Source organism: Ralstonia sp. AU12-08, from assembly GCF_000442475.1.
GTDB classification, from domain to species: domain Bacteria; phylum Pseudomonadota; class Gammaproteobacteria; order Burkholderiales; family Burkholderiaceae; genus Ralstonia; species Ralstonia insidiosa.
Genome location: NZ_ASZV01000042.1, coordinates 1 through 26956, shown reverse-complemented (window position 1 = coordinate 26956; position 26956 = coordinate 1). Strand labels below are relative to the sequence as shown.

The 26956-nt window shown below is 63.7% G+C and carries 28 protein-coding genes; 22 read left to right on the top strand and 6 right to left on the bottom strand.

The annotated features are described in order from the left end of the window. Positions 1-2: 2 nt before the first annotated feature. Positions 3-995 (bottom strand): fumarylacetoacetate hydrolase family protein, encoded by a 993-nt coding sequence (locus C404_RS49575; RefSeq protein ID WP_031329783.1) that lies wholly within the window; start codon positions 993-995, stop codon positions 3-5. Between the two features lie 85 nt (positions 996-1080). Between C404_RS49575 and C404_RS49570 the strand changes: the two genes are divergently transcribed. The 4 genes from C404_RS49570 to C404_RS49555 all read left to right on the top strand — a co-directional run bounded on the left by C404_RS49570 (position 1081) and on the right by C404_RS49555 (position 4462). Beyond that, on the top strand, positions 1081-1974 hold the full coding sequence (locus tag C404_RS49570; RefSeq protein ID WP_021196260.1) for an IclR family transcriptional regulator: 894 nt from the start codon (positions 1081-1083) through the stop codon (positions 1972-1974). After that, entirely contained in the window at positions 1940-3046 is a 1107-nt protein-coding gene (locus C404_RS49565; protein ID WP_031329781.1) for a DUF3108 domain-containing protein, read from the top strand. The genes C404_RS49570 and C404_RS49565 overlap by 35 nt, the downstream gene beginning before the upstream one ends. Beyond that, positions 3043-3882, top strand: coding sequence for an alpha/beta fold hydrolase (locus tag C404_RS49560; RefSeq protein WP_021196258.1), 840 nt, complete (start codon positions 3043-3045; stop codon positions 3880-3882). Before C404_RS49565 ends, C404_RS49560 begins: the two co-directional genes overlap by 4 nt. Before the next feature lie 322 nt (positions 3883-4204). Next, a complete protein-coding gene (locus tag C404_RS49555; protein ID WP_021196257.1) occupies positions 4205-4462 on the top strand; it encodes a BTH_I0359 family protein in 258 nt (85 codons plus the stop codon). A gap of 150 nt (positions 4463-4612) precedes the next feature. On the opposite strand, the gene C404_RS49550 is transcribed toward C404_RS49555, so the two are convergent. Then, on the bottom strand, positions 4613-5005 hold the full coding sequence (locus C404_RS49550) for a rhodanese-like domain-containing protein (RefSeq protein WP_021196256.1): 393 nt from the start codon (positions 5003-5005) through the stop codon (positions 4613-4615). A gap of 151 nt (positions 5006-5156) precedes the next feature. Here C404_RS49550 and C404_RS49545 point away from each other — a divergent pair, with 151 nt between their 5' ends. The 7 genes from C404_RS49545 (at position 5157) to C404_RS49515 (ending at position 11674) form a co-directional block, all read left to right on the top strand. Further along, a complete protein-coding gene (locus C404_RS49545) occupies positions 5157-6197 on the top strand; it encodes a homocysteine S-methyltransferase family protein (protein ID WP_021196255.1) in 1041 nt (346 codons plus the stop codon). Between the two features lie 8 nt (positions 6198-6205). Continuing rightward, the gene (locus C404_RS49540; protein ID WP_021196254.1) at positions 6206-6559 is read left to right on the top strand and encodes a bleomycin resistance protein; all 354 of its coding nucleotides are present in this window, start codon (positions 6206-6208) and stop codon (positions 6557-6559) included. A gap of 18 nt (positions 6560-6577) precedes the next feature. Continuing rightward, the gene (metH, locus tag C404_RS49535) at positions 6578-9295 is read left to right on the top strand and encodes a methionine synthase (protein ID WP_021196253.1); all 2718 of its coding nucleotides are present in this window, start codon (positions 6578-6580) and stop codon (positions 9293-9295) included. A 239-nt stretch (positions 9296-9534) separates the two neighbouring features. After that, complete coding sequence (locus tag C404_RS49530) at positions 9535-9963, top strand: hypothetical protein (RefSeq protein ID WP_021196252.1); 429 nt, start codon at positions 9535-9537, stop codon at positions 9961-9963. Between the two features lie 294 nt (positions 9964-10257). Further along, complete coding sequence (locus C404_RS49525; protein WP_009277190.1) at positions 10258-10890, top strand: response regulator; 633 nt, start codon at positions 10258-10260, stop codon at positions 10888-10890. Between the two features lie 124 nt (positions 10891-11014). Then, complete coding sequence (locus C404_RS49520) at positions 11015-11455, top strand: response regulator (protein ID WP_031329778.1); 441 nt, start codon at positions 11015-11017, stop codon at positions 11453-11455. 78 nt (positions 11456-11533) lie between these two features. Further along, entirely contained in the window at positions 11534-11674 is a 141-nt protein-coding gene (locus C404_RS49515) for an entericidin A/B family lipoprotein (RefSeq protein ID WP_021196250.1), read from the top strand. A gap of 78 nt (positions 11675-11752) precedes the next feature. On the opposite strand, the gene C404_RS49510 is transcribed toward C404_RS49515, so the two are convergent. After that, positions 11753-13201, bottom strand: a complete 1449-nt coding sequence (locus tag C404_RS49510; protein ID WP_031329777.1) for a sensor histidine kinase — start codon at positions 13199-13201, stop codon at positions 11753-11755. A 250-nt stretch (positions 13202-13451) separates the two neighbouring features. Here C404_RS49510 and C404_RS59525 point away from each other — a divergent pair, with 250 nt between their 5' ends. Continuing rightward, positions 13452-13625: a DUF1328 family protein gene (locus C404_RS59525; RefSeq protein ID WP_021196248.1), complete on the top strand. Its 174-nt coding sequence runs from the start codon at positions 13452-13454 to the stop codon at positions 13623-13625. Between the two features lie 154 nt (positions 13626-13779). Beyond that, positions 13780-14208 (top strand): DUF883 family protein, encoded by a 429-nt coding sequence (locus tag C404_RS49500; RefSeq protein ID WP_021196247.1) that lies wholly within the window; start codon positions 13780-13782, stop codon positions 14206-14208. 181 nt (positions 14209-14389) lie between these two features. Here the strand turns inward: C404_RS49500 and C404_RS49495 are convergent, their stop codons facing one another. After that, complete coding sequence (locus C404_RS49495) at positions 14390-14710, bottom strand: DUF1840 domain-containing protein (protein ID WP_021196246.1); 321 nt, start codon at positions 14708-14710, stop codon at positions 14390-14392. Between the two features lie 175 nt (positions 14711-14885). On the opposite strand from C404_RS49495, the gene argS reads away from it, so the two are divergent. From argS to C404_RS49470, 5 genes are all read left to right on the top strand, one after another. After that, entirely contained in the window at positions 14886-16670 is a 1785-nt protein-coding gene (argS, locus tag C404_RS49490; RefSeq protein WP_021196245.1) for an arginine--tRNA ligase, read from the top strand. 69 nt (positions 16671-16739) lie between these two features. Further along, on the top strand, positions 16740-17471 hold the full coding sequence (locus tag C404_RS49485; RefSeq protein ID WP_031329775.1) for an SPOR domain-containing protein: 732 nt from the start codon (positions 16740-16742) through the stop codon (positions 17469-17471). Positions 17472-17606: 135 nt separating this feature from the next. Then, positions 17607-18263, top strand: coding sequence for a thiol:disulfide interchange protein DsbA/DsbL (locus C404_RS49480; protein WP_021196243.1), 657 nt, complete (start codon positions 17607-17609; stop codon positions 18261-18263). Positions 18264-18378: 115 nt separating this feature from the next. Continuing rightward, a complete protein-coding gene (locus tag C404_RS49475; RefSeq protein WP_021196242.1) occupies positions 18379-19170 on the top strand; it encodes an SDR family oxidoreductase in 792 nt (263 codons plus the stop codon). Further along, positions 19170-20018 (top strand): helical backbone metal receptor, encoded by an 849-nt coding sequence (locus C404_RS49470; protein ID WP_021196241.1) that lies wholly within the window; start codon positions 19170-19172, stop codon positions 20016-20018. Before C404_RS49475 ends, C404_RS49470 begins: the two co-directional genes overlap by 1 nt. A 71-nt stretch (positions 20019-20089) precedes the next feature. Here C404_RS49470 and C404_RS49465 read toward each other — a convergent pair whose 3' ends face one another. Together C404_RS49465 and C404_RS49460 are read right to left on the bottom strand one after the other, a co-directional pair. After that, complete coding sequence (locus C404_RS49465; RefSeq protein WP_021196240.1) at positions 20090-20476, bottom strand: antibiotic biosynthesis monooxygenase family protein; 387 nt, start codon at positions 20474-20476, stop codon at positions 20090-20092. A 23-nt stretch (positions 20477-20499) separates the two neighbouring features. Next, on the bottom strand, positions 20500-21579 hold the full coding sequence (locus C404_RS49460; protein ID WP_021196239.1) for an MBL fold metallo-hydrolase: 1080 nt from the start codon (positions 21577-21579) through the stop codon (positions 20500-20502). Between the two features lie 163 nt (positions 21580-21742). Here C404_RS49460 and C404_RS49455 point away from each other — a divergent pair, with 163 nt between their 5' ends. The 4 genes from C404_RS49455 to can all read left to right on the top strand — a co-directional run bounded on the left by C404_RS49455 (position 21743) and on the right by can (position 26339). Beyond that, positions 21743-22240 carry a MerR family transcriptional regulator gene (locus tag C404_RS49455; protein ID WP_021196238.1) on the top strand — a complete coding sequence of 166 codons (498 nt, stop codon included), beginning with the start codon at positions 21743-21745 and terminating at the stop codon, positions 22238-22240. A gap of 187 nt (positions 22241-22427) precedes the next feature. Then, entirely contained in the window at positions 22428-23609 is a 1182-nt protein-coding gene (locus tag C404_RS49450; RefSeq protein ID WP_021196237.1) for an isovaleryl-CoA dehydrogenase, read from the top strand. Between the two features lie 175 nt (positions 23610-23784). Further along, positions 23785-25635 carry a bifunctional isocitrate dehydrogenase kinase/phosphatase gene (gene aceK, locus C404_RS49445; RefSeq protein ID WP_021196236.1) on the top strand — a complete coding sequence of 617 codons (1851 nt, stop codon included), beginning with the start codon at positions 23785-23787 and terminating at the stop codon, positions 25633-25635. Positions 25636-25658: 23 nt separating this feature from the next. Further along, complete coding sequence (gene can, locus C404_RS49440) at positions 25659-26339, top strand: carbonate dehydratase (protein WP_021196235.1); 681 nt, start codon at positions 25659-25661, stop codon at positions 26337-26339. Positions 26340-26956: the final 617 nt, after the last annotated feature.

The following is a 26956-nucleotide window of genomic DNA, read 5'->3' as shown; positions in this document are numbered from 1 at the left end:
GCTCAGTTCTGCGTGCCGGGCGCGACGACTTCCTGGTCGATCGCCCCGAAAATCGATACGCCGTTGGCGTCGAACATCTCGATCTTTACCGTATCGCCATAGCGCATGAACTCTGTAATGGGCGCGCCGGATTCGATGGTTTCCAGCATGCGTTTCTCAGCGATGCAGGCGTACCCCTTGCTGCGGTCCACGTTGGAGATGGTGCCCGATCCGACGATGCTGCCCGCACGCACGTTGCGCGTCTTGCAGATATGCGCGATCAGCTGGCCGAAGTCGAACACCATGTCGGTGCCGCACTCGGGCTGGCCGACCTTCTTGTTGTTCCAGCGCACCGTCATCGGCAGATGGACCTTGCGCTCACGCCAGGCATCGCCCAGCTCGTCGGGCGTAACGGCCACGGGCGAGAACGCCGTCGCCGGCTTGCTCTGGAAGAAGCCGAAACCCTTGGCGAGTTCCGCCGGAATCAGGTTGCGCAGCGATACGTCATTGGCAAGCACGATCAGCCGGATGCTCTCGGCGGCAGCGGCGGCCTCGGTGCCCATCGGCACGTCGCCGGTGATGACGGCCACCTCGGCCTCGAAGTCGATGCCGAAGGCCTCGCTACGGCAGACGATGGGGTCATGCGCGCCAGCCAGGTCATCGGAGCCGCCCTGGTACATCAGCGGGTCGGTCCAGAACTCGGGGGGCATCTCGGCGCCACGGGCTTTGCGCACCAGTTCCACGTGGTTCACATAGGCCGAGCCGTCCGCCCACTGGTAGGCGCGCGGCAGCGGCGCCATGCAATTGGCCGCGTTAAACGCAAACGGATGCCGGGCACGGCCGGCGTTGAGCTGCTCGTACAGTTCCTGCAGTTGCGGTGCATAGAAGACCCAGTCGTCGAGCACGCGTTGCAGCGTCCCGGCGATGTGCGTGGCGTAGTGTGCGGTCTTCAGGTCGCGCGAGACCACGGCCAGTTGGCCGTCGCGCGAGCCATCCTTGAGGGTGGCGAGTTTCATGGGCGTCGTGTGCAGAGAAAGGCTGCGCGGATGGTACACCTTGCATCGGCTAAACTGGGCCGAACCGATCCACCGCACCTGCCCCATGTCCACGCTGCCCACCGACGCTGATCTCGACCTGGAGACCGATGTTGACGGCGACATCGCGTCCGACCTCATATCCGACGAGTTGCCTGCGCGCTCGGGCATCCAGTCCATCGAGGTCGGCTTCCGGCTGCTAGACGTGCTCACGCACACCAATGGTCCGATGATGCTGCGCGACCTCGCGCGCGCCGCGCCGATGAACCCGGCCAAGGCCCACCGCTATCTGGTGAGCTTCGCGCGCCTCGGGCTGGTCACGCAAACACCCGAGGGCCGCTACGACCTCGGGCCCTTTGCGCTGGAAATGGGCCTGGTGAGCCTGAACCGGCAAGACCCGATGCGCCGCGCCCGCCCCGCTGCTGCCGCGCTGCGCGACGAGATCGACCACACCATCGGCCTGGCCGTGTGGGGCAACCTGGGCCCGGTCATCGTGCACTGGGAAGAGGCCAGCCACCCCGTCACGGTCAGCCTGCGCCTGGGCGATGTGATGCCGATGCTCAACTCGGCCACGGGCCGCGTGTTCGGCGCCTACCTGCCACGCGCGCAGACGCTGCCCTTCATCCAGCGCGAGCTGGAACGCGCCGCCGCCAAGCATGACAACAGCGTGGACGACAACCCCGAACTGCCGCGCACACTTGAGGCCTACGACGCCCTGTGCGCGGACGTGCGCGCGCACGGCGCCTCGCGCATCCACGGCGGTGTGCTGCCGGGTATCAACGCGATGTCGCTGCCGGTGTTCGACGCCAACGGCCAGTTGTGTCTCGTACTGATCGCCCTGGGCGCACAGAGCACCTTCGACACCACGTGGAGCAGTCCGCTGGAGCGGCGCTTGCGGCAGGCCGCACAACAGCTTTCCGCCGACCTTGGATACGTTGCCCCCCTTGCCTCGCAGCCCTGAAGACCGAACGGCCGTGCGCGCACGCCACTGGCGCCGCTGGGGGCTGATCGCACTGGCCGTGCTGGTGGCACACGGCATTGCCGTCGTGTGGATCGCCCACAGCCACCAGATGGCGTGGCCGCCGGAACCGGAACAGATCATTCCGACCTTGCTGCTGCAGCCGGAACCCGTCAAGCCGCCAACACCACCCGCCGCCAAGGCGCAGCCGAAACCCACGCCGCCCAAGCCGCGCTCGGCACCGCCCCAGCCTGCGCCGGCAGCAGTGCCGGCCCCAGAAGATGCTGACATCCCGATGGGGGCCGCCGCAGGCGCCTCTGCCGACACCGGCATGGTCCGCGACCTGAGTGGCGAGGGTGGACAAGGCAGCGCGCCGGCCGCATCCGAAGCGAGCTTCTCTCCGCCGCCCTCGGCCACCCTGCACTACGCCACCTACGTCAACGGTGTGCGCAATGAAGATGGTGTGATCCGCTGGACCACGGACGGCAAAACTTACACGCTATCGGTCGACATTCCGCTGCCGCTGTTCTTCGGGTCCCTGACCTTCCGCAGCAATGGCACGATCGATACATATGGCCTGACCCCGGCACGGTACGAAGAAGTGCGCGGGCGCCGACAACCCGACGTGACGACCTTCCACTACGCCGAGGCGGCACCGGCGTCCGGCACAGCGGGCGCCCCCACCATCACATTCACGCGCACACCCAATGTGCTGCCGCTGCCGATGGGCACGCAAGATCGCTTCAGCGTGTTCCTGCAACTGACGGGGCTGGCGCGCAGCAACCCCGAGCGCTTCATCAGCCCGGGCCTGACACTGGAAATCCCCATCGCCGATACCGACAGCGTGGAAGTTGCGCGCGTGCAGCGCGCGGGCGAAGACACCATCGACACACCCGAGGGCGCGATCCGTGCACAGCACTTCGTGCGGCTGCCGCGTCGCGAGGGCGATCAGCGGCGCGTCGAAATCTGGCTGTCTGCCGAGCGCGGCTGGCTGCCCGTGCGCCTGCGCCAGACCGAGCCCAACGGCATGCAGTTCGAGCTCGTCTATCAATCCCAGGAAGGAGGCCAACCATGAGCGCCAACGCGGTCTCCAGCTCCGGCACCGTGCACGCCAACGGCATCGACATCCACTACCGCATCGACGGTGTCGATGGCCCCTGGGTCATGCTTGCGCACGCGCTGGGCGTTGACCACCAACTGTGGGACGGCATCACCCAGCACCTTGCCGCGCGCCACCGCGTGCTGCGCTACGACGCGCGCGGGCACGGCAAGACCACCGCTCCGCATGGCGCCTACACGCTGTTCCAGATGGCCGACGATGCGGCCGGCCTGCTTGACGCACTTTCGATTCAGCAGGTGCACTTCATCGGGCTGTCGATGGGCGGCATGGTCGCGCAGCTCATGGGCGTGCGGCATCCGGAGCGGCTGCTCTCACTCACGCTGTGTGACACCGTGTGTGTCACACCGGTGACAGCGCATGCGATGTGGGACGAACGCATCGGCCAGGTCGAGGCGCACGGCATGGCTGGCATCGTCGAACCCACGCTGCAACGCTGGCTGACCGCGCCCTACCGTGAAGCGCATCCCGATGTGGCCGAGCGCATCCGCACCCTGCTGCGTGCCACGCCGCCGCACGGCTACGTTGGCGCCTGCCTCGCCATCAAGGCACTCGACACGCGCAGCGGGCTCGCACGCATTGCCTGTCCCACACTTGTCATGACGGGTGAAGAAGATGCCGGCGCTCCCGTGGAAGTGGCACGCGAGATGGCTTCGCGCATTCCGAACGCGCGCTTGAAAGTGATGCCACGCGCAGCCCATCTCGCCCCCATCGAACAGGACGAGGCCTTTCTCACCGATCTGGATGAATTCCTCGGACACGCAGGCTGCGGCAGCCAGTGTGAAACGCCCTGACGGATGTTTGCCCTGCCGGTAGTTGCAGGCGCCACGCACACCGCCCGTCGTCTACCCGCCGAATGGCGGACAACGGCTTGCGCCTTTCGATGCAGACATGGAAAGGTCTTGTTACGCGATAACAACGCACGTCACACATTCCGCCTCGCGTTCGCGAACTTTATGACCAATGATTAGGCCCAAGGAGTAGATGGGGCAAACCACGATCTGGAACGCGGGAAATGATCGGCCCTTGAAGTCAGGATCGCGAGCCCCATCTACCCGGTGCAGCAGTAGAGCAGTCCCCACAACAGCAAGACGATTGACGCCTCGGAGGTGCACCATGCAAATGATCTACAACAGCGACAACTACTGTGTTGTCGAGTTCGGTGTAGACGGCCAACACGCCATGCTTGCCGCAGGCGGCTACGAAATCGTCGACAAGAACCTCAAGCGTGAAATCTTCCTCGGCGGCGAGCTTGCCGAGCATTTCCGTGAAGATGTGAAACGCCTGATCGCCAGTGAACCAACCGCAGAAGAAGTCGACGACTTTCTCGGCAAGTTCGACTCGGTGATGACGCAGCCGGTGACGATGCACTAAACAGCGTGCATCGAGGTGGCGGCGAGGTTATCCAACTGCGCTAACCGCGCCCGCCCAACGAACAAGAAAAACGCCCGGAGCATGGTGCCGCCGGGCGTTTTTTCATGTGTAAGGCAACTATCGCATTGATAGCGTCCGGCTAACTGCGGCCTAGCACTGCTCCCACGGCATGCCTGCGTGGCGCCAGCCATTGAGCGTGTTGCGATGGCGCGTGCCATCCAGATCGCCCTCAAACCCGTGACGAACGACACGGACATCGCGGAACCCCGCCTCCTCCAGCGCATGCGCCGCTGCCGACGAGCGATTGCCGCTGCGGCAGATCAGCACGATCGGGCGATCGGTACCGTGTCCGGAAAGCTTGCGCACGGTCGGCACGAACTCCGGATTCACCTCCCAGTGCGGACCGTCGTTCCACGAAACATGGTGCGAGCCGACCGGATGGCCGACAAACAGATGTTCCATTTCGCTGCGGCAGTCGATGAACAGCGCTGCGGGCGTACGTTGCAGAAAGGCGTGGGCGTCGGTGGGATCGAGCAGTTGCATGGCGGCTATCAGGGCGGGGCAAATGGCGTAATGTGGATTATAGGAGCGCGATTGCCCACAACGGCGGCAAGTCATTGATGCGACTGGTAAAATTCGCCTTTGGCCGCAAATTTTGAATATCTGACCGGCCGCTGCACCTCGGAGTCTCCCCATGACCGCGCCCCTGCCCTACACCCGTGCCGCCAACCTGCCCGCGCTGCTGCGCGAGCGCATCCTGATCCTGGACGGCGCAATGGGCACCATGATCCAGCGCTACAAGCTGAATGAGGCGCAATACCGCGGCGAGCGGTTCGCCAATCACCCGATCGACGTGAAGGGCAACAACGAGCTGCTGCTGCTGACGCGCCCCGAGGTCATCCGCGAGATTCACGAGCAATACCTGGCCGCCGGTGCGGACCTGATCGAAACCAACACCTTCGGCGCGACCACCATCGCGCAGGAAGACTACAAGATGGCGGACCTGGCCTACGAGATGAATGTCGTGGCCGCCCGCATCGCGCGCGAAGCCTGCGACAAGTACAGCACGCCCGAGCGCCCACGCTTCGTGGCTGGCGCCTTCGGCCCGACGCCCAAGACCGCCAGCATCTCGCCCGACGTGAACGACCCGGGCGCGCGCAACGTGAGCTTTGACCAACTGCGCGACGCGTACTACGAACAGGGCAAGGCGCTGCTCGAAGGCGGCGCGGACGTGTTTTTGGTCGAGACGATCTTCGACACGCTCAACGCCAAGGCGGCACTCTTCGCCATCGACCAGCTGTTTGAAGACACCGGCGAGCGCGTGCCGGTGATGATCTCCGGCACCGTCACCGACGCGTCCGGCCGCATTCTCTCGGGCCAGACGGTGGAAGCGTTCTGGAACAGCCTGCGCCACGCCAAGCCGATCACCTTCGGTCTGAACTGCGCGCTGGGCGCCGCCCTGATGCGTCCGTACATTGCTGAGCTGGCGAAGATTTGCGACGTTGCCGTGTCGTGCTACCCGAATGCCGGCCTGCCCAACCCGATGAGCGACACGGGCTTCGATGAAACGCCCGACGTCACCTCCAGCCTGGTCGACGAATTTGCCGCCGCTGGCCTGGTGAACCTGGTGGGCGGCTGCTGCGGCACCACGCCCGAACACATCAAGGCGATTGCGGACCGCGTCGCCAATCGCAAGCCGCGCGGCTGGCCGGGCCAGTACAAAGACGCCGCCTGAGGTTCGCAATGACCGCGCGCATCGACAGCACGATCCCCGTCCTGGCCTCGCTGGACCTGCAGGAGTCGGCCCGCTTCTACACGGAGCGGCTCGGCTTTACGCAGGCGCTGCTGGTCGAGGACTACCTGATCGTGCAGCGCGATGGCGCCGAAATCCATTTCTGGCCGTGCGACGACCGCCGCATTGCCGAGAACACCTCGTGCTACCTGCGTGTGCCGAACACGCAGGCGCTGTTTGAAGAATTCACCGCGCGCGGGCTTGATCTCGCGCCGCCGGCGGTGCGCTCGTGGGGCATGAAAGAGCTCTACGTGATCGACCCGCACGGCAACCTGTTGAAGCTGGGCGAACACGCCCCCGCCTGACCGAACTCCCGCACCATCATGACCGACCACCCCATGCGCCTCTCTGGCCTCGAACCGTTCAACATCGGTGAGAGCACGCTGTTCGTCAACGTCGGCGAGCGCACCAACGTCACCGGGTCCAAGGCGTTCGCGCGCATGATCCTGAACAGCCAGTTCGACGAGGCGCTGGCCGTGGCGCGCCAGCAGGTCGAGAACGGCGCGCAGGTCATCGACATCAACATGGACGAGGCGATGCTCGATTCCAAGGCGGCGATGGTGCGCTTCCTGAATCTGATCGCCTCGGAGCCCGACATTGCGCGCGTGCCAATCATGATCGACTCGTCCAAGTGGGACGTGATCGAGGCGGGTCTGAAGTGCGTGCAGGGCAAGGCGATCGTCAACTCGATCTCGCTCAAGGAAGGCGAGGAACAGTTCGCGCACCACGCCAAGCTGATCAAACGCTACGGCGCCGCCGCCGTGGTGATGGCCTTCGATGAGAAGGGCCAGGCTGACACGTACCAGCGCAAGACCGAGATCTGCAAACGCAGCTACGACTTCCTGGTCGAAAAAGTCGGCTTTGCGCCGGAAGACATCATCTTCGATCCGAACATCTTCGCGGTCGCCACCGGTATCGAGGAACACAACAACTACGCGGTCGACTTCATTGAAGCAACGCGCTGGATCAAGCAGAACCTGCCATACGCGAAGGTGAGCGGCGGCGTATCGAACGTGTCGTTCTCGTTCCGTGGCAACGACGTGGTACGCGAGGCGATCCACACCGTGTTCCTGTACTACGCGATTCAGGCGGGCATGGACATGGGCATCGTCAACGCGGGCCAGTTGGGCGTGTACGAGAACCTCGACGCCGAACTGCGCGACCGCGTGGAAGACGTGGTGCTCAACCGCCGTCCGGATGCGACCGACCGCCTGCTGGAAATTGCCGACCGCTACAAGGGCGGCGGCACCAAGCGCGAAGAGAACCTCGCCTGGCGCCAGGAACCGGTGGAAAAGCGCCTCGCCCACGCGCTCGTGCACGGCATCACCGACTTCGTGGTCGAAGACACCGAAGAAGTCCGCGCGAAAATCTTTGCCGCCGGTGGCCGTCCGATCCAGGTGATCGAGGGCCCGCTGATGGACGGCATGAACATCGTCGGCGACCTGTTCGGCGCCGGGAAGATGTTCCTGCCGCAGGTGGTGAAGTCGGCCCGCGTGATGAAGCAGGCCGTGGCCCATCTGATTCCGTTTATCGAAGAAGAGAAGCGCCAAATTGCCGCGGCCGGCGGCGACGTACGCTCGCGCGGCAAGATCGTCATCGCCACGGTCAAGGGCGATGTGCACGACATCGGCAAGAACATCGTCACGGTCGTGCTCCAGTGCAACAACTTTGAAGTCGTGAACATGGGCGTGATGGTCCCGTGCAACGAGATTCTGGCGAAGGCGAAGGTGGAAGGCGCGGACATCATCGGCCTGTCGGGCCTGATCACGCCGTCGCTCGAAGAGATGGCCTACGTGGCCTCGGAGATGCAGCGCGATGACTACTTCCGCGTGAAGAAGATTCCGCTGCTGATCGGCGGCGCGACCACGAGCCGCGTGCACACCGCCGTGAAGATCGCCCCGAATTACGAAGGCCCCGTGGTCTACGTGCCGGACGCCTCGCGCTCGGTGAGCGTGGCGTCGAGCCTGCTGTCGGACGAAGGCGCCGCGCGCTACGTCGAAGAGCTGCATGCGGATTACGACCGCATCCGCACCCAGCACGCTAACAAGAAGGCGCAGCCGATGGTGTCGCTGGCTGCGGCGCGCGCCAACAAGACGAAGATCGACTGGTCGAACTACACGCCGCCCAAGCCCAAGTTCATCGGCCGCCGCGTGTTCAAGAACTACGACCTGAACGAGCTCGCGCAGTACATCGACTGGGGCCCGTTCTTCCAGACGTGGGACCTGGCCGGCAAATTCCCCGACATCCTCAACGACGAGATCGTCGGTGAATCGGCCCGCAAGGTGTTCTCGGATGGCAAGAGCATGCTCGCGCGCCTGATCGCCGGGCGCTGGCTCACGGCCAACGGCGTGATCGCGCTGCTGCCCGCCAACACCGTCAACGACGACGACATCGAGATCTACACCGACGAATCGCGCTCGGAAGTCGCGCTTACCTGGCGCAACATCCGCCAGCAGAGCGAGCGCCCAATCATTGACGGCGTGATGCGCCCGAACCGCTGCCTGGCGGACTTCATCGCGCCCAAGAGCACCGGCATTGCCGACTACATCGGCCTGTTTGCGGTCACCGGCGGCATCGGGGTCCAAAAGCGTGAAGCCGCTTTTGAAGCTGATCACGACGACTACAGCGCAATCATGCTCAAGGCCCTGGCCGACCGCTTTGCCGAAGCCTTTGCCGAATGCCTGCACGCCCGCGTGCGCCGCGACCTGTGGGGCTACGCGCCGGAAGAAACGCTCGACAACGACGCGCTCATCCGCGAGGAATACAAGGGCATCCGCCCCGCACCCGGCTACCCGGCCTGCCCGGAACACACCGTCAAGCGCGACATGTTCCGCGTGCTCGACGCGCAGGAGATCGGCATGGACCTGACCGAAGCGCTGGCGATGACGCCAGCCGCCTCCGTGTCGGGCTTCTATCTGTCGCACCCGGAGAGCACGTACTTCACGCTGGGCAAGATCGGCCAGGATCAGGTGGACGATATGGTCGCCCGCAGCGGTGAAGACCGCCTGTTTGTGGAGCGCGCCCTCGCGCCGAATCTCTAATCTGTGACAAGACGTTTAGAACATGGCGAATCGTTCGCCATGTCTTACGACTGTGAAGCCTTGCCAGCATTGGCTTTGCAGGCATTTCAAGAGGGGTGATGCTTTCATTACAAAGGCTTACACCCCCTAACAGTCGTAACCGGAAGGGCTCCATACACTGAACCCATTCGCTCAACACACAGAGCGATGCCGCGACGAATCCCTCGCGTGGCCGTTCAGAGAACAAAAGGAGTCTCTCCATGAACAAGCTGCTGATCTCCCTGTCCGCCATCGCTATCGCTGCTGCTTCGGCTTACGCCAACGCACAAACCCCGTCGGCCAATGTTGGCGTGCAAGCCAACGGCACGGCAGCCGTCGCTCCTGCTGCTGCCCAACCGGCGCAAGCCAATGTCGGCACGGGTCTCAAGGCCGATGCCGGTGCCAAGCTCGACACCGACGCCGCCAAGCACCAACTGACCACCAAGGCCGAACACGGCGCCAAGGCTGCACACGAGCACAAGGCCAAGGCTGAAGCCGGCGTGGACAAGACTGCAGACAAGGTCGGCGAGTCGGTCGGCAAGGCTGAAAAGTCGGCCCACAAGACAGTGAAGGCTGCCAAGGCAGACGCTACCGGCAGCACCAGCGTCAACGCCAGCGTGAACGCCGGCGCGGCAGCGCAGAGCAAGTAAGCCAGCCGGACGGGCGCCGGGCTCCAAACCTGGCGTCAGTACGCAGTGGCCATCACGGGGCGGATACCACCGCCCCGTTTTCTTTTTTCTGAGCGCCCCCTGCATGTTGCGACTCGATCACACTCGTAGGCGCCGATGGAAGCCCAGAGAAAACCGCCGGAACCGGCGAGGCGAATCGAACACGCAGGCGACTCCGGTTTCACGCCACAGTCCGATACAATTGCTGTCGCATCGAACCAACAAGCGCAGCGCGCGCACCGGCATCTGCTGGGCGTGCCGTCCACGAGGAGCAGCATGATTCGCGTCCTGATTGCGGACGACCATGAAATCGTCCGCGCCGGCCTTCGGCAGTTTTTGTCTGAAGAGCGGGACATCGAAGTTGCAGGGGAAGCAGCGAGCGGGGAAGAGGTGATGGAGCAACTCCGCACCGGCGCCTTCGACGTGGTCGTACTCGACATCTCCATGCCCGACCGCAACGGCATCGATACGCTCAAGCTGGCACGCCAACGCCATCCGGATCTGCCTGTGCTGATCCTGTCCACCTTTCCGGAAGACCAGTACGCGATCAACCTGATCCGCGCCGGTGCTTCAGGCTATCTGACCAAGGAAAGTGCGCCGGATGAGCTCGTCAAGGCCATCCGCACCGTGTCGCAGGGCCGCCGCTATGTGAGCCCGACCGTCGCCGAACTGCTGATCGGCGGCCTGGAAAAGCCGACAGACCAGCCCTTGCACCAGACGCTGTCCAAGCGCGAATTCCAGATCTTCTGCAAGCTCGCGCGCGGGCAATCGGTGTCGATCATCGCGGAAGAGCTGTTTTTGAGCGTCAAGACGGTCAGTACCTACCGCACCCGCATTCTGGAAAAGATGGGCATGAAGTCCAATGCCGACCTGACCTATTACGCCATCAAGAACGGCCTGGTGGAGTGACGCTTCACCGGATGGAAAACCAAGGCAACACGGCCCGCCCAAAGGGCTAACCGGCCAGAAATCCTGTTGGCATGTAGGACAACGCCTGATACCACCCGGGCGGCCCGCTGGCTACCATCAACGCATGCTGGATCAAGCTGTTACCCTCTCCGCCCGTGGATTGCGCGTCCTCCTCATCGAGGACTCCCCTGTGCTTCGCGGCATGGTGCTGGAGTACCTCAAGGCATCCGCTTTCGTCGCGGTTGTCGAATGGGCCGACACGGAAGATTTGGCGCTGCGCCAACTGGCGCAAGGCCATTACGATGTCGTGATCGTCGATCTGCAATTGCGCCAGGGGAATGGTTTCAAAGTCCTCCAGACGTTGCGCGATCAAGCATCGCCCAGCGTGCGTATCGTCTACACCAATCACGCGCAGGTGCCGACCTACCGGCAGCGCTGCTTTGAAGCTGGCGCCAACTACTTCTTCGACAAGTCGCTCGAACTCGACAAGGTGTTCGAGGTCATCGAAGAACGTGCCGGCGTGGCACGCCCCCGTCAGCAGACCGTGCACCATCCGCACGCCTGAGACCTGCCCGCCAGCGGCCGCCATGCTGCGAAACCGAACATCGCCCACATTGCTTTCGACCCCCACAAGGAGCGTTTCATGAAGACCCTGTGTGCTGCAATTGCGTTGACGTGCATCTTCCTGGCCGGCTGCAACACCATGGCGGGTGCCGGTAAGGACATCCAGAATGGCGGCCAGAAGCTGGAAAACGCCGCCGACGATGTCAAGCAGAAGATGTAAGCGCCGCGTTGTAAGGCGCGCATGAAAAAAGCCCCTTAACCTGGTTAAGGGGCTTTTGCTTTTCTGTTGCCCTACTTTTCAGACCAGCGCGCCGCCCTCGCCCGGGCCTGGTGCCACACCACCGGGCAGTGTGTGCGGACCAGCAGGCCCGCTGTCGCTAACGCCCTCGCGATAGAACACCGCGTCAGTGGGCGGCAACTCGGCAATGATGGTCACACCACCGCCGGGCGTCGAATCGATGGTCAACGTGCCGCCCAGCGCAATGGCGCGCTGCTCCATGCCCAGCAGGCCGTGATGGCCCACCATGCGACGGCGTTCGATGTCGGCCGGAAAGCCACGGCCGTTGTCGCGCACGCGCAGGCGCACGCCCTCTTCGCTGGCATCGAGCGCCACGGACACCGTCGTCGCATGCGCATACTTCGAGGCGTTGGTCAGCGACTCCTGCACGATGCGATACAGAGCGATCGCCGCATCGTCGGTGAGCTTGGGCATCTCATCAGGCAGGCTGACCTCGGTATGCCAGCCGTTGCGCACGCCAACGTCCTCGGTCAACTGCGAGAGCGCTTCAACCAAACCCAGGTTGAGCAGGATGGTCGGGCGCAGGTCCTCAATCAGGCGACGTTTGATCTGGATGCCCTGGTCCACATGCGACATCACGCGCGTAATTTTTTCACCAACGGCCGGCTCGATGGACGTGATGCGTGAGCGCAGCCAGTGCAAGTCCATTTTGGTGGCGGTGAGGATGGCCCCCAGCTCGTCGTGCAACTCGCGCGCAAGGCGCGTCTTCTCGTCTTCGGTCACGCGCTGCAAGTGGGCGGCCAGGTCGGACAGCTGGCGCGTGCGTTCGCGCACCATGCGGTCGAGCTTCTGGCTTTCCTCTTCGAGCAGGTCGCGCTCCTGCTCGGTGGCGGCAAGACGCTTGGCGTGCTGCATGCCCAGCGTCACCAGCAAGATGATGTTGACTGCGGTGATGAGCGCGATGCCGTAACGCGAGAGCGCCAGATCGCGCTCGGCGTGCTCCAGGCTGCGGGCCACGGTGCCGATCTCGCGCTGGCGCAGCCGGTCCAGGCCCTGACGCACGGCTTCCATCGAAGCCTTGCCGAAATCGGTACGCACGAGGTCGAGCGCCACCTCCAAGTCACGCTTGCCGTAGATCAGCGTGAGTTCCATCTCCGTGAGCTTGCGGCTGACCTGCAGCGCGGTCTCCGAGAACAGCTTGAGTGCTTCTGGATCGTTGGCGTAGTGATCGCGGATCTCCGCCATCAATGCGTGGATGTGCGGAATCGCCTTGTTGTACGGGTCGAGGTATTCGTCCTTGCCCGTGAGCAGGAAGCCGCGCTGCCCGGCCTCGGCGTTGACGAGTTCGGCGAGCAGTTCGTTGATGGCGGTTTCTGCCTGCTGCGACTGGATCACCTGCCGATACCCTTGGCTCAGGCGGATGTTGCCCGTCTCCGAGGCAATCAGCACGCCCAGCGTCAGCAGAATGCCGCCGGCGAGCAGCAGGGTGGAGCGCAAGGATGACCGCATGGCATGCAGACCCATGTGAACGCATGAAACGCATCCGGCCGCCCGACGCGGCGCACGTTGCGTGTGTTTTTTTATGGCAATGCCCATGATACCCCGTGGGCGAGCCGGGCGACACCTAGGACGCACCCGCCCAGGCACGCGGTGTGCTTGGGAATACGCCAACAGGGAGCCTGGTCCTGGCGCAATGCAGCACAAGACACATCCTCTCTGCGATACACCACATTCCACCCCCCTATCCGGAGGCAACAACATGCTGAAGTGGGCACTCATTTTCGCCATCGTTTCTGTGGTGGCCGGCGTACTGGGTTTTACCGGCATTGCCGCGGGCGCGGCGAGCATCGCCAAGATCCTGTTCTTCATCTTTGTCGTGCTGTTCGTGCTGTTCCTGGTGCTTGGCGTCACGATCTTCAAGGCGGTTGATTAGCACCGGCTGCGCAGACGAGAAGGCACGGCCCACGTCTTGCTAGCTCACATGGCAGACGGCCCGCCTTTTCATGATGCGCAGGAGCCGAAATCGCAACTGACCCACTGCGCCGCCGGTACGTGCTTGCCGCGGCGCCACGACGAGGAGCTTCGCCATGTCTCTCTTTGCCAGCCAACGCATTCGCAACCGATTCGAAGACGTTAGCGAGCACGCGCGCCGCGCACTCAACGGCACCAGCGCGGCCGTCAATCACGCTCGCCATGCCGCGCGTCCTGCCGTGGAAGATGTACAGAGCCTGCTGCACTCGCTTGAAGACGCGATCGAAGCCCTCGCGGATGAGGGCAGTGCCGAGGCTAGTCGCGCCCGCCGCACACTGCGGGCGCGTGCCGACGCATTGCGCCATACCGCCAATGATCGCGCGCATCAGGCACGTGAACGGATGGACTGGGCGCTCGGCCGCACGCAGGAAACCATCAGCGCGGCGCCATTCAAGTCGATTGGGGTAGCGGTGGCGATCGGTGCGGCCATCGGCCTGGTCGTCGCACTGGCAGGCGGCGGCAGCCGTCGCGCAGAAGCGGAATAGCCAGATCGCTTGCGACGGGCCGCAGAGCCAACCCGGCTCTCGACAAGGAACCTGCAGACACTTTACGGAGGCGCGGGGACCGGCAGGCGCCGGCCCCACCTTCAGCATCCCCGCTACCGGCCCCCGTGGCCAGATGCCCGGACCAACCCGTTTGGCGGCCGGGCTTTTCTTTGGGCGAAGCTCAGACGCCCCAGAGCACATTGGCCTCTTCGGCCAGCGATTCCTCCAGCATGTGCAGCAGCGGGTACGCACGCTGACCGAGGTGCGGCGGCTCTTCCTCGCCGTCTTCGTCATCCTTGGCGGTCAGTTCGGCCACATGGATATGCGCCTGATGCGTATCGTCCTTGATGGCGCGCTTGAGGCGGTCGATGGCGTGGGGCATCTCTTCGGGCGTGATGACGCCGCGCTCGCCCAGCGTCTTGCCGATCACGCCCAGCAGCACCATGGCGAGATCCTTCTGCATGGAAAACTTTTGCGAAGCGTGCGAAGTAAAGGTGATCATGATTTCGTGGTTTCCCTGAGTTGGGTGGAGCCGCAGATTGCCACGGGGCGGACCGGATACCTCTAGGACCGTGGCGCACCTGATAAAATTTCGTACTTTTCCCCGAACAACGCAACTGGCGGCGCCGAAACTGGATTTCAACCGGTTTCAGCACTGTCGGCGTCATGGTTTCTTTATGCTGCCCTCCCACAAACAGACGATCGCCCAATTGTTGTCCGACGCCGTCGGCTCGCTGCTGCCCGAAGGCCAGGCCCGACCGGAGATCGTCCTGGAGCGCCCCAAGCAAGCCGCGCACGGCGACATCGCGTGTAACGTGGCGCTGCAACTGGCCAAGCCGCTGGGCAAGAACCCGCGCGAACTCGCTGGCAGCATTGCTGACGCCATCCGCGCCGATGCGCGCGGCCAGCGCCTGGTTTCCGCCGTGGAAATCGCCGGCCCCGGCTTCATCAACCTGCGCCTGTCGGCCGCCGCGCGTGCCGACGTGATTGCCGCTGTGTTTGCCGAGGGCGACCGGTTTGGCGCGGCCAACACGCATGACGGCGCGCCGGTGCTGGTGGAATTCGTCTCCGCCAACCCGACCGGCCCGCTGCACGTCGGCCACGGCCGCCAGGCCGCGCTGGGCGATGCGCTGGCGAGCCTGCTCGACTGGCAGGGCCACAAGGTCCACCGCGAGTTCTACTACAACGACGCCGGTGTGCAGATCCACAACCTGGCCGTCTCCGTCCAGGCTCGCGCACGCGGCTTCAAGCCGGGCGACGCCAACTGGCCCGAAGCCGCCTACAACGGCGACTACATTGCCGACATCGCCGCCGATTACCTCGCCGGCAAGACCGTACGTGCCTCCGATGGCGAACCCGTGACGGGCGCCGGCGACGTGGATAACATCGAGGCCATCCGCCGCTTTGCCGTCACGTACCTGCGCAACGAGCAGGACATCGACCTGCAGGCCTTTGGCGTGAAGTTCGACCGCTACTACCTGGAATCGTCCCTCTACACCGAGGGCAAGGTGCAGCAGACCGTCGACGCGCTCATCGCCGCCGGCAAGACCTACGAGCAGGAAGGCGCGCTGTGGCTGCGCACGACCGATGACGGCGACGACAAGGACCGCGTCATGCGCAAGTCCGACGGCGCCTACACCTACTTCGTGCCCGACGTGGCATACCACACCACCAAGTGGGGTCGCGGCTTCACGCAGGTCATCAACGTGCAGGGCAGCGACCACCACGGCACCATCGCCCGCGTGCGCGCCGGCCTGCAGGGCCTGAACATCGGCATCCCCAAGGGCTACCCCGACTACGTCCTGCACAAGATGGTCACCGTGATGAAGGACGGCGCGGAGGTGAAGATCTCCAAGCGCGCCGGTTCGTACGTGACCGTGCGCGACCTGATCGAATGGTCCAACGGCGATGCCGAATCCGGCGTCGACACCATCCGTGCTTGCGTAGAAGCCGGCGAGCCGAACTGGCCGTCGCACTTCACGCGCGGCCGTGACGCCGTGCGCTTCTTCCTGCTGTCGCGCAAGGCCGATACCGAGTTCGTGTTCGACGTGGACCTCGCCCTCAAGCAGAACGACGAGAACCCGGTGTACTACGTGCAGTACGCCCACGCACGCATCTGCTCGGTGTTCGAGCGCGCTGGCGTTGATGCCGCCTCGCTCACCAGCGCCGATCTGGCGGCGGTGACCGGCCCGGACGTCAGCCCCCAGGCAACCGCCCTGGTGCAGCGCCTCGCGGCCTTCCCCGACATGCTGGCCGATGCCGCACGCGAGCTGGCCCCGCACGCCGTGGCCTTCTACCTGCGCGACTTGGCGGGCGACTTCCACGCGTTCTACAACGCTGACCGCGTGCTGGTCGACGACGAGACGGTCAAGCGCGCGCGCCTCGCACTGCTGGCCGCCACGCGCCAAGTGCTGCGCAACGGGCTGGCGGTGATCGGCGTCTCCGCGCCTCAAAAGATGTAAAGCCCGCAGCGACGACCGCAGTGACGACACTCGGCGCTCTTATAATCGGGCGCTTCTAGAAGGATGGACATGGCACGCAATACGCAATCTTCCCGTGCCCGCTCGCAACGGGGCGGCACGTTTCTGGGTCTGGTGCTTGGCCTGATCGTCGGTTTGGCGATCGCCGTGGTGGTGGCGGTGTACATCACCAAGGCGCCGGTGCCGTTCGTGTCGCGCAACGGCGCGCAGCCCAAGCCGAGCGAGCCTGGCACTGTGGTCAACCCGTTGCCCGCGCCCGCGCCGGCCGCACCGCAGGCCAGCGCCCCGGCCGCCGATCCGAACGCCCCACTGTGGAGCCGCGTGCCGGCCAAGCCGGTGGACCAGGTGCCGGAGCCGAACGCCCCGCCGCCGGTAGCTACTACCACCCGCCCGACCGAACCTGGCACGACCACGCAGCCGGCCAGCACGCCTGCCGCGCGCCCGCCCAAGCAGACCACCCAGCCCACGCCGCCCGCAACGGCCTCCAACGAGAAACCCGTGGCGGACCCGATTGCCGAGATCGCGCGCCAGGATGCAGCCAAGACGGGCTATTTCCTGCAAGTGGGCGCTTACAAATCGGCCGATGATGCCGAGCGCCAGAAGGGCAACCTTGCCATGCAGGGCTTCGAGGCCAAGGTGACGCAGCGTGAAGTGAACGGCGCTACCATGTTCCGCGTGCGAATGGGCCCGTACAACTCGCTGGACGAGATGACCGCCGTGCGCAGCCGCCTGCAGGCGTCGGGCGTGGAATCGTCGGTTATCCGCTTCGCCCGCCAGCAGTGACATGAAAACACGCAGCCCGCTTGAACCCGGCGGGCTGTGATCTGTCAGAAACCTGAGATTCAGTTACGCTGGCACCCGCCTTGGGCTGCACAGATTCGGTTTCCCTGGCTTTCCCGCCTATTTCGTCCATTCGCCATGAAAAAACTCGCTGCTTTCCTGATCGCCCTCGCTACCGGCGCCGGTTTCCTGATGACCGCGCCGGCCCAAGCCGCGCCCACCGCCGGCAAGGAATACAAAGTGCTGCAATCGCCGCAGCCCGTGCCCGCAGGCAAGATCGAAGTCACGGAGTTTTTCTGGTACGGCTGCCCCCATTGCTACGACTTTGAAAACACCTGGACGGCCTGGGTGGCCAAGCAAGGCAAGGATGTGGTGATCAAGCGCGTGCCGGTGGCCTTCAACGCCAAGCTGGAACCGCATACCCGCATCTATTACACGCTGGAGGCGCTGGGCAAGCTGGACGCCAAGGATGCCAGCGGCCGCACGCTGCACGACCGCGTGTTTGACCAACTGCACAAGAACTACCGCTCGATGTCGGAGCTGGACGACATTGCCAAGTTCATGGCCGCCAACGGCGTCGACGAAAAGCAGTTCCGCGACGCCTACAACTCGTTCAGCGTGAACTCCAATACCAAACGCGCCGCACAGCTGGCCGATCAGTACAAGATCGAAGGTGTGCCGACCATCGTGGTGCAAGGCAAGTACACCACGTCGCCGGCCGATGCTGGCAGCAACGTGGGCGCTGCGCAGACGCTCGACTACCTCGTCCAGCAAGTGCGCGACCGCAAACTTTGATGGATGACCGCGCCTGGGGCCTCGCCCCGGGGCGGGATACCACCACCAACGCCCGCCTCCGTGCGGGCGTTTTTCGTGCCGACCTTCCCTGCCCTTCTTCGACAGGACACCCGACATGAGTCAAATCGTCTTCATCACCGGCGCTTCTAGCGGCATCGGCCAGGCACTCGCACGGCAGTACGCCGCCCAGGGCGCCACGCTCGGGCTGGTCGCACGGCGCGTCGACGTGATCAACGACTTCGTGCAAACGCTGCCGGCCGGCATCCGCGCGCATTGCTACGCCGCCGACGTGTGCAGCGCCGAGTCGATGCGTGCCACCGCTGAAGCCTTCATCGCGGCGGCCGGTGTGCCTGACGTGGTCATCGCCAACGCCGGCATTTCAGAGGGCACCGACCTGAGCGAACCGGGCGATCTGGCAGCGTTTGCCCGCGTGATGGACACCAACTGGATGGGCACGCTCAACACCTTCCAACCCTTCGTCCAACCGATGCTGGCGCGGGCCAAGCCAGGCGTACCGGGTGGCACGCTGGTCGGCATTGCCAGCGTGGCAGGCGTGCGCGGGCTGCCGGGTGCAGCGGCGTACAGCGCGTCCAAATCGGCGGTGATCAAGCTGATGGAAAGCCTGCGCGTCGAGTTCGGCCCGCGCGGTCTGCGCGTCGTCACCATCGCCCCCGGCTACATCCGCACACCGATGACCGCGCACAATCCGTATCCGATGCCATTCCTGACGCCGGTGGACGTATTCGCACAGAAAGCCGTGGAGGCGATCCACCGTGGCGTGCGCTTTACCGTGCTGCCGTGGCAGATGGGGATCGTGGCCAAGCTGCTGCACGTGCTGCCGCGCTGGCTGTATGACTTTGCCTTTGCGCGCGCGCCGCGCAAGCCCCGCAAACCAGAGAACGCCTGATGATGTTTACCGATGCGCTAGGCGTTGCCCACGCCCCCGTCGATACCACACCGCGCATCGCAAGCCTGGTGCCGTCCATTACCGACCTGCTGTTCTCGCTCGACCTGGGCGATCAGCTTGTCGCCCGCACCGGCTTTTGCATTCACCCGCGCGAGGCGGTGCGCAACGTGCCCAAGGTGGGCGGCACCAAAACGGTCAAGCTCGACAAGTTGCGCGAGCTGGCACCCACGCACGTCATCGTCAACATTGACGAGAACACGCGCCCGACCGTCGACAAGCTGCGCGAGTTCATCCCCAACATCATCGTCACGCACCCGTGCGCGCCGGAAGACAACCTCGCGCTATACCAGTTGCTGGGCGGCATCTTCCGTCGCGAGGCGCAGGCGCAGAAGCTGTCGGACACGCTCACGCAAGAGCTGGAAGCCCTGCGCGGCCGCCACTTCCTGCCGCACCGCGTGCTGTACGCCATCTGGCAAGACCCGTGGATGACGGTGTCGCGCGACACGTACATCTCGCGCATGCTCAAGCTCATCAATTGCCACACGTGGCCAGACGACCCGGCGCCCGTGCAATGCGGCACAGAGAAGAGCAGTGACTGTGCCCGCCCCAACCGCCCCGACACGCGCTATCCCACCTTCCGCTGGAGCGACGAGGTGGTGCGCAACATCGACTGCGTGCTGCTTTCCACCGAGCCCTACAGCTTTACCGAAGAGCACGTCGACGCGCTGGAAAAGCAGATCGGCAAGCCGGTCTACCTGGTCGATGGCGAGATGGTGTCGTGGTACGGCAGCAAGGCCATTGAAGGCGTGCGGTATCTGGCGCAGTTCGGAAAGACATTGCGCCTGTAGCGCAGCAACCGCCCAAAACAAAACCCGCCAGCAGGCGGGTTTTTCGTTGGTGGTGGGTCAAGTGCCAAGTGCTAGCGCAGGAAGTTGTAGTCGTACTCCACCTTGGCAATCCGCAGGTGATACGTCGCATACCACTGCTCACGCCCCATCTTCTGCGCGGTCAGGTGCTCGACCTGATTCTTCCACTCGCGAATGGCCTCCAGCGACGACCAGTACGACACGGTGATGCCAGGCCGCCCCTGCTCCGTTGCCCCTTCATCGCGCACGGACTCGATGCCCAGGAAGCCCGGCATATCCCGCGCCAGCTCGACCATGCGATCGGCCATCGCGCCATAGCCGTTGTCGCCATCGGTGCGCGTGGACGAGAAGATCACCGCGTAGTACGGCGCCACGGGCGTGTTGGCGGGAAACGGCAGAACGGCGGCGCTGTCATCAAGAACGTCGTGCTGGTCGGCCATGCTGGGCTCCGGTGGAATGCGCTTTAGGTTGCTACGTGAAAGCGGATGATGCCATCGGTGCCGGTCTCGCGCACCAACTCGCCCCGATGCCACAGGGCGTGCAGGTGTGCCAGCGCCTCGCCCATCGCAAACGTCATCTGGTGCACATCGAACTGGCGTTTGAAGATGACGTTGACGATGTCACGCGCGGACTGCGGCGCGGCCTTGCACGCGGCCAGCGTTTCGGCCAGACGGTCGACGTGGTGATCCCGGAGTTGGCGGATGCGCGTATGCAGCCCGCGGAACGGCCGCCCGTGCGACGGCAGGATCAGCACATCGGCCGGCAGCGGCTCGTACTTGCCGAGTGAATCCAGATACAGCGTTAGCGGATCAGCCTCGGGTTCCAGGTCGAACACGCTCACGTTGGTGGAGATGCGCGGCAGCACCATGTCACCGGAAATCAGCACGTTGGCATCTTCACTGTAGAGCGCGACATGCTCGGGCGCATGGCCGAAGCCGGTGATGACACGCCACTTATGCTGGCCGATGGTGACGACGTTGCCGTCCATCAGGCGGCGGTACTGACCGGGGACGCCCGGCACCAGCGTGCTGTAGTAATCCTTGCGGTTGCGGATGCCGTCGATAGAGGTGGGGTCCGTCAGGCCGTGGCGCTCGAAGTGGCGCGCGGCAAATTCGCCGCCGGCGTTCGAGGCGCCCGTACCGCCCACCAACATGCGCGCGAACGCATAGTCGCCCAGACTCATCCACAGGCGCACGTTCCAGCGTTTCTGATCGCCGCCCTCGCACAGCCAGTTGGAAAGGCCAACGTGATCGGGGTGGCAATGCGTCACCAGCACGCGTAGCACCGGCAGGCCGTCGAGATGGTTCGCGAAGATGGTTTCCCAGTACCCGCGAATGGCTTCGTGGTTGATGCCGCAGTCGACGATGGTCCAGCCGTCCTGCCCGTCCTGGTGATCGCGCAGCAGCCAGAGGTTGATGTGATCGAGCGCAAACGGCAGCGGCATGCGCAGCCAGTAGATGCCGGGGGCGACTTCAAACCGCGTGCCGCCTTCGGGAAGCGTGTCGCCAAAGGGATAGTCGAGTTGGTGTTCGAGCGCGTTCATGGGTGTGGTCTCAAGTGCCGCCTTCGGAAGGCAGTCTTCATGCATTGCGGTTTGACGCCATTGACGCTAACGTAAACGTCAATTCGTCGCCGGTCTCCCATCTTAAGCGAAAACTTAAATTGGCTGCCCGATGCGCACCCGCCATCACAGGATCACCCGCCGTATGTCTGCTTCCACCCCGTCTGCCGCCGCTGAGCTTGCCGCTGATCTCGAATCCGGCGAGAGCTGCGAACATGACGATGTCAGCTACACCATCACCGACCTCGCCCGCGAATTCGACATCACCCCGCGCGCCATCCGCTTCTACGAAGACCAGGGCCTGCTGGCGCCGGATCGTCAGGGCCCGGGTGGGCGCCGCCGTGTGTATTCCGCCGGCGAGCGCACGCGCCTGAAGCTGACCTTGCGCGGCAAGCGGCTCGGGCTGTCGCTGGGCGAGATCAAGGAGATCCTGGATCTGTACGAATCGCCGCGCGATACGGTGCCGCAGCTGGAGCGCTTTCTGGCGTCACTCGCGCAGCACCGCGCCGTGCTCACGCAGCAGATGGACGACCTGAACGCCCAGTTGGCCGAGATCGACCAGCACGAGCGCCAGTGCCGCCGCCTGCTGGAAGACGCCCAGGCAGGCACGGCCAAACCGCCGAAGCGACGCAAGGCAGCCTGATTCCGCAGTCTTACGTGGTTGACGCTTATTGACGTTTACGTAAACGTCAATACAATACGCAACACCCTGTAGCACCCTCCCGGCACCGGTGCGCCCGCCACAAGCGACACGCACTTCACAACGCCAGAACATTTACCCAGAGACACGCGCGGCCTGATTTCCGTGCACGCGCCCAAGGAGACCCACCATGATTGAACTGCCCGGCCTGAAATTCGACTTGGGCGAAGACATCGAGATGCTGCGCTCAGCCGTGCGCGACTGGGCGCAGGGCGAGCTGGCACCGCGTGCAGGCGAGATCGACCGCACCGACCAGTTCCCGATGGACGCGTGGCGCAAGATGGGTGAACTGGGCGTGCTCGGCATCACCGTGGCCGAGGAATACGGCGGCGCCAACATGGGCTACCTGGCGCACATGATCGCCATGGAAGAAATCAGCCGCGCGTCGGCGTCGGTCGGCCTGTCGTATGGCGCGCACTCGAACCTGTGCGTCAACCAGATCCACCGCAACGGCACGGCAGCCCAGAAGGCCAAGTACTTGCCCAAGCTGGTGTCGGGTGAATGGGTGGGCGCCCTCGCCATGAGCGAGCCGAATGCCGGGTCGGATGTCGTCAGCATGAAGCTGCGCGCCGAACTCAAGGGTGACCGCTACGTGCTCAACGGCACCAAGATGTGGATCACCAACGGCCCGGATTGCGACGTGCTGGTCGTCTACGCCAAGACCGAGCCCGAACTGGGCGCACGCGGCATGACCGCGTTCCTGGTCGAAAAGGGCATGAAGGGCTTCTCGGTGGCGCAGAAGCTGGACAAGCTCGGCATGCGCGGCTCGCACACCGGCGAGCTGGTGTTCGACAACGTGGAAGTGCCGGTGGAGAACATCCTCGGCCAGGAAAACGGCGGCACCAAGGTGCTGATGAGCGGGCTGGACTACGAGCGCGCGGTGCTCTCCGGCGGCCCGATCGGCATCATGCAGGCCTGCATGGATGTGGTTACGCCGTACATCCACGACCGCAAGCAGTTCGGCCAGAGCATTGGTGAATTCCAGCTCATCCAGGGCAAGATGGCCGACATGTACACCACGCTGCAGGCGTGCCGTGCGTACCTGTACACGGTCGGCAAGAACCTCGATTCACTGGGCCGCGACCACGTGCGCCAGGTGCGCAAGGATTGCGCCGGTGTGATCCTCTATACCGCCGAAAAGGCCACCTGGATGGCCGGCGAAGCCATCCAGATCCTGGGCGGCAATGGCTACATCAACGAATTCCCGGTCGGCCGCCTGTGGCGTGATGCCAAGCTGTACGAGATTGGCGCCGGCACGTCGGAAATCCGCCGCATGCTGATCGGGCGCGAGCTGTACGCAGAAACGATGTAAGGCGGGCGCCTGGCGGTCGTCGCGGACAGGCGGGTGGCACGAAGCCATCGGCCAAACGGATAAGGAGGCGGAACGGTTTCAGGGCGCGAACACGGCAGCAGAGGCCATACAATCTAGGTCTTCGTGGTTGGCTGCTTTTCTGATCGCTTTTCCGCCCTCCCCCCGCGCACACGCCATGTCCCATTTCCCCAAGCTCCTGTCCTCGCAGATTGCCTTCGACGTCGCCCGCACGATGCTCGACGGGTTCGACAAGCACTACCGCTTGTTCCGCGAAGTCTGCATCCAGGCCAAGGTGGCGTTCGAGCAGGGGGACTGGCCGGCCATGCAGCAACTGCAGCGCGACCGGATCGCCTACTACGACGAGCGCGTGCGCGAAGCATCGGTCATCCTGGAAGACGAATACGACGCCGAGAACATCGACGACGAGATCTGGCGTCAGATCAAGCTGCACTACATCGGCTTGCTGACCAACCATCACCAGCCGGAACTGGCCGAGACCTTCTTCAACTCGGTGTGCACGCGCATCCTGCACCGCTCGTACTTCAACAACGATTTCATCTTCGTGCGGCCGGCCATCTCGACGGAATACATCGAGAACGAAGAGTCGCCCACCAAGCCGACGTACCGCGCCTACTACCCCGGCTCGCGCGATGGCTTGGGCACCTGCTTCGAGCGCATCGTGCACAACTTCCAGCTCAACGCACCATTTGAAGACCTGAGCCGTGACGTCGGCTATCTGGTGCGCGCAGTGGAAGAGCAGTTTGGCGATTTCCGTATCTCGCCGAATTTCCAGGTGCACGTGCTGTCGTCGCTGTTCTTCCGCAACACGTCGGCCTACATCATTGGGCGCGTGATCAACGGCGACAAGTCCTACCCGCTGGCCGTGCCGATCATGCGCAACGCCGACGGCCAGTTGCGCCTGGACACCGTGCTGCTGCGCCCGGAACAGTTGATGATCCTGTTCTCGTTCACGCATTCGTACTTCATGGTGGACATGGAAATTCCGTCCGCCTACGTGACCTTCCTGCGTGACCTGATGCCGCGCAAGCCGCGCGCCGAGATCTACACCTCGCTCGGTCTGCAGAAGCAGGGCAAGAACCTGTTCTATCGCGACTTTTTGCACCACCAGCAGCACTCGTCGGACAAGTTCATCATCGCGCCCGGCATCAAAGGGCTGGTGATGCTGGTGTTCACGCTGCCGTCGTACCCGTACGTCTTCAAGGTCATCAAGGACTACTTCCCGCCGCCGAAGGAAACCACGCGCGAGCTGATCAAGAGCAAGTACCAGCTGGTGAAGCGCCACGACCGCGTGGGCCGCATGGCCGATACGCTGGAGTACTCCGACGTGGCCTTCCCGCTGTCGCGCTTTGATGAGGCGCTCATCAAGGAGCTGGAGAAGCACGCCCCCTCGATGGTCGAATACCAGCGCGGCGAAGACGGCAGCGAAGAAATCGTCATCCGCCACCTCTACATCGAGCGCCGCATGACGCCGCTGAACATCTGGCTACACGAAGGCACCGATGCGCAGGTCGAGCACGGCATCATCGAATACGGCAACGCCATCAAGGAACTCATCGCCGCGAACATCTTCCCGGGCGACATGCTCTACAAGAACTTTGGCGTGACGCGCCACGGCCGCGTGGTCTTCTACGACTACGACGAGATCGAATACCTGACCGACTGCAACGTCCGCAAGGTGCCGCAAGCGCGCACCGAAGAAGAGGAAATGTCGGGCGAGGTCTGGTACAGCGTCGGCCCGCACGACATCTTTCCGGAGACGTACGGCACGTTCCTGCTGGGCGATCCACGCGTGCGTGAGGCCTTCCTCAAGCACCACGCAGACTTTTTCGATCCGGCCATGTGGCAGTCCTACAAGGACCGCCTCCTGTCCGGACACATTCACGATTTCTACGCGTATGACGCAAGCGAACGCTTCGTCAACCGATACGGCACCGGCGCACAGGGGACAGCAGCCGAACACCCTACCGAACAGGTCACAACAACGCTACAGCGCGCCGCCGCCTAACTCTCTCAACACGACGGGAAACCATGCCTCATCGCATCAAAGAACTTTTTGAGAACAACCGGAAGTGGGTCGAGCGCGTCAACGCTGAAGACCCGGAATTCTTCTCCGCGCTTGCGAACCAGCAGAACCCCGAATACCTGTGGATCGGCTGCTCGGATTCGCGCGTGCCCGCCAACCAGATCATCGGCCTGCCGCCGGGTGAGGTGTTTGTCCACCGCAATATCGCCAACGTGGTGGTGCACTCGGACTTGAACTGCCTGTCGGTGCTGCAGTTTGCGGTGGAAGTGCTGAAGATTCGGCACATCACCGTGGTGGGCCACTACGGCTGCTCGGGCGTGAAGGCCGCGCTGACCAAGCAGCGGTTCGGGCTGGCGGACAACTGGATTCGTCACGTGCGGGATGTGGCGGAACAGCATGAGACGTACCTCGGCACGGTGGTCAATGACCAATCGCGACACGACCGCCTGTGCGAGTTGAACGTGATCCACCAGGTCAACAACGTGTGCCTGACGACGGTCGTGCAGGACGCGTGGGATCGTGGGCAGCAACTGACCGTGCATGGCTGGATCTACGGCGTAAAAGACGGGATGTTGCGCAATCTGGGCATGGCGGTGAATTCCAATGAGGAATTGCATGCGCAGCTTTCGGATGCGTGGCTGAACTATGGGAAGGATGGGAGTGCGCCGACTCCTACGGGGTACTGAGAGCGGGATTCTGGGGGTGGGTTTTGATTTTTGTGGTCCATCCCTGTTTCATCCCCTGCCGGGGCTGACTCACTTTCTTTGTCTTGCCAAAGAAAGTAAGCAAAGAAAGGCGCGCCCGAGATGGCGAAAGACTCCTTGAATTTATGTCGCAGGGAGGGGAAGGGAAAAACTCGCTTCGCTCAAACAGTTTCCCTTCCTTTTTCCTCCCTGCAACAGAAATTCAAGGCGCCATCTAGGGCATCAACGGCCACACCATCGGAGCGCCAACGCTGTAGTGAGTACGCGGCAAGACGCAGCACAAACGCAGTAACGAATACGCGGCAAAGCGCGAAGCAAACGGCAACACGGCAACACAGCAACACAGCAACACAGCAACACAGCAACAATCAAGAGCCTGACAGCGCACGCACACCAACGGTTTGGCCGTTGACGTTCCTGCCCTAGATGGCGCCTTGAATTTGTGTAAGCGGGCGGAAAAAAGATGGGGAACTGTCTGACCGAAGCGAGTTTTCCCCATCTCCGCCCGGTTACACAAATTCAAGGAGGGGGTCGCCATCTCGGGCNCGCCTTTCTTGGTTACTTTCTTTGGCAAGACAAAGAAAGTGACTCAGCCCCGG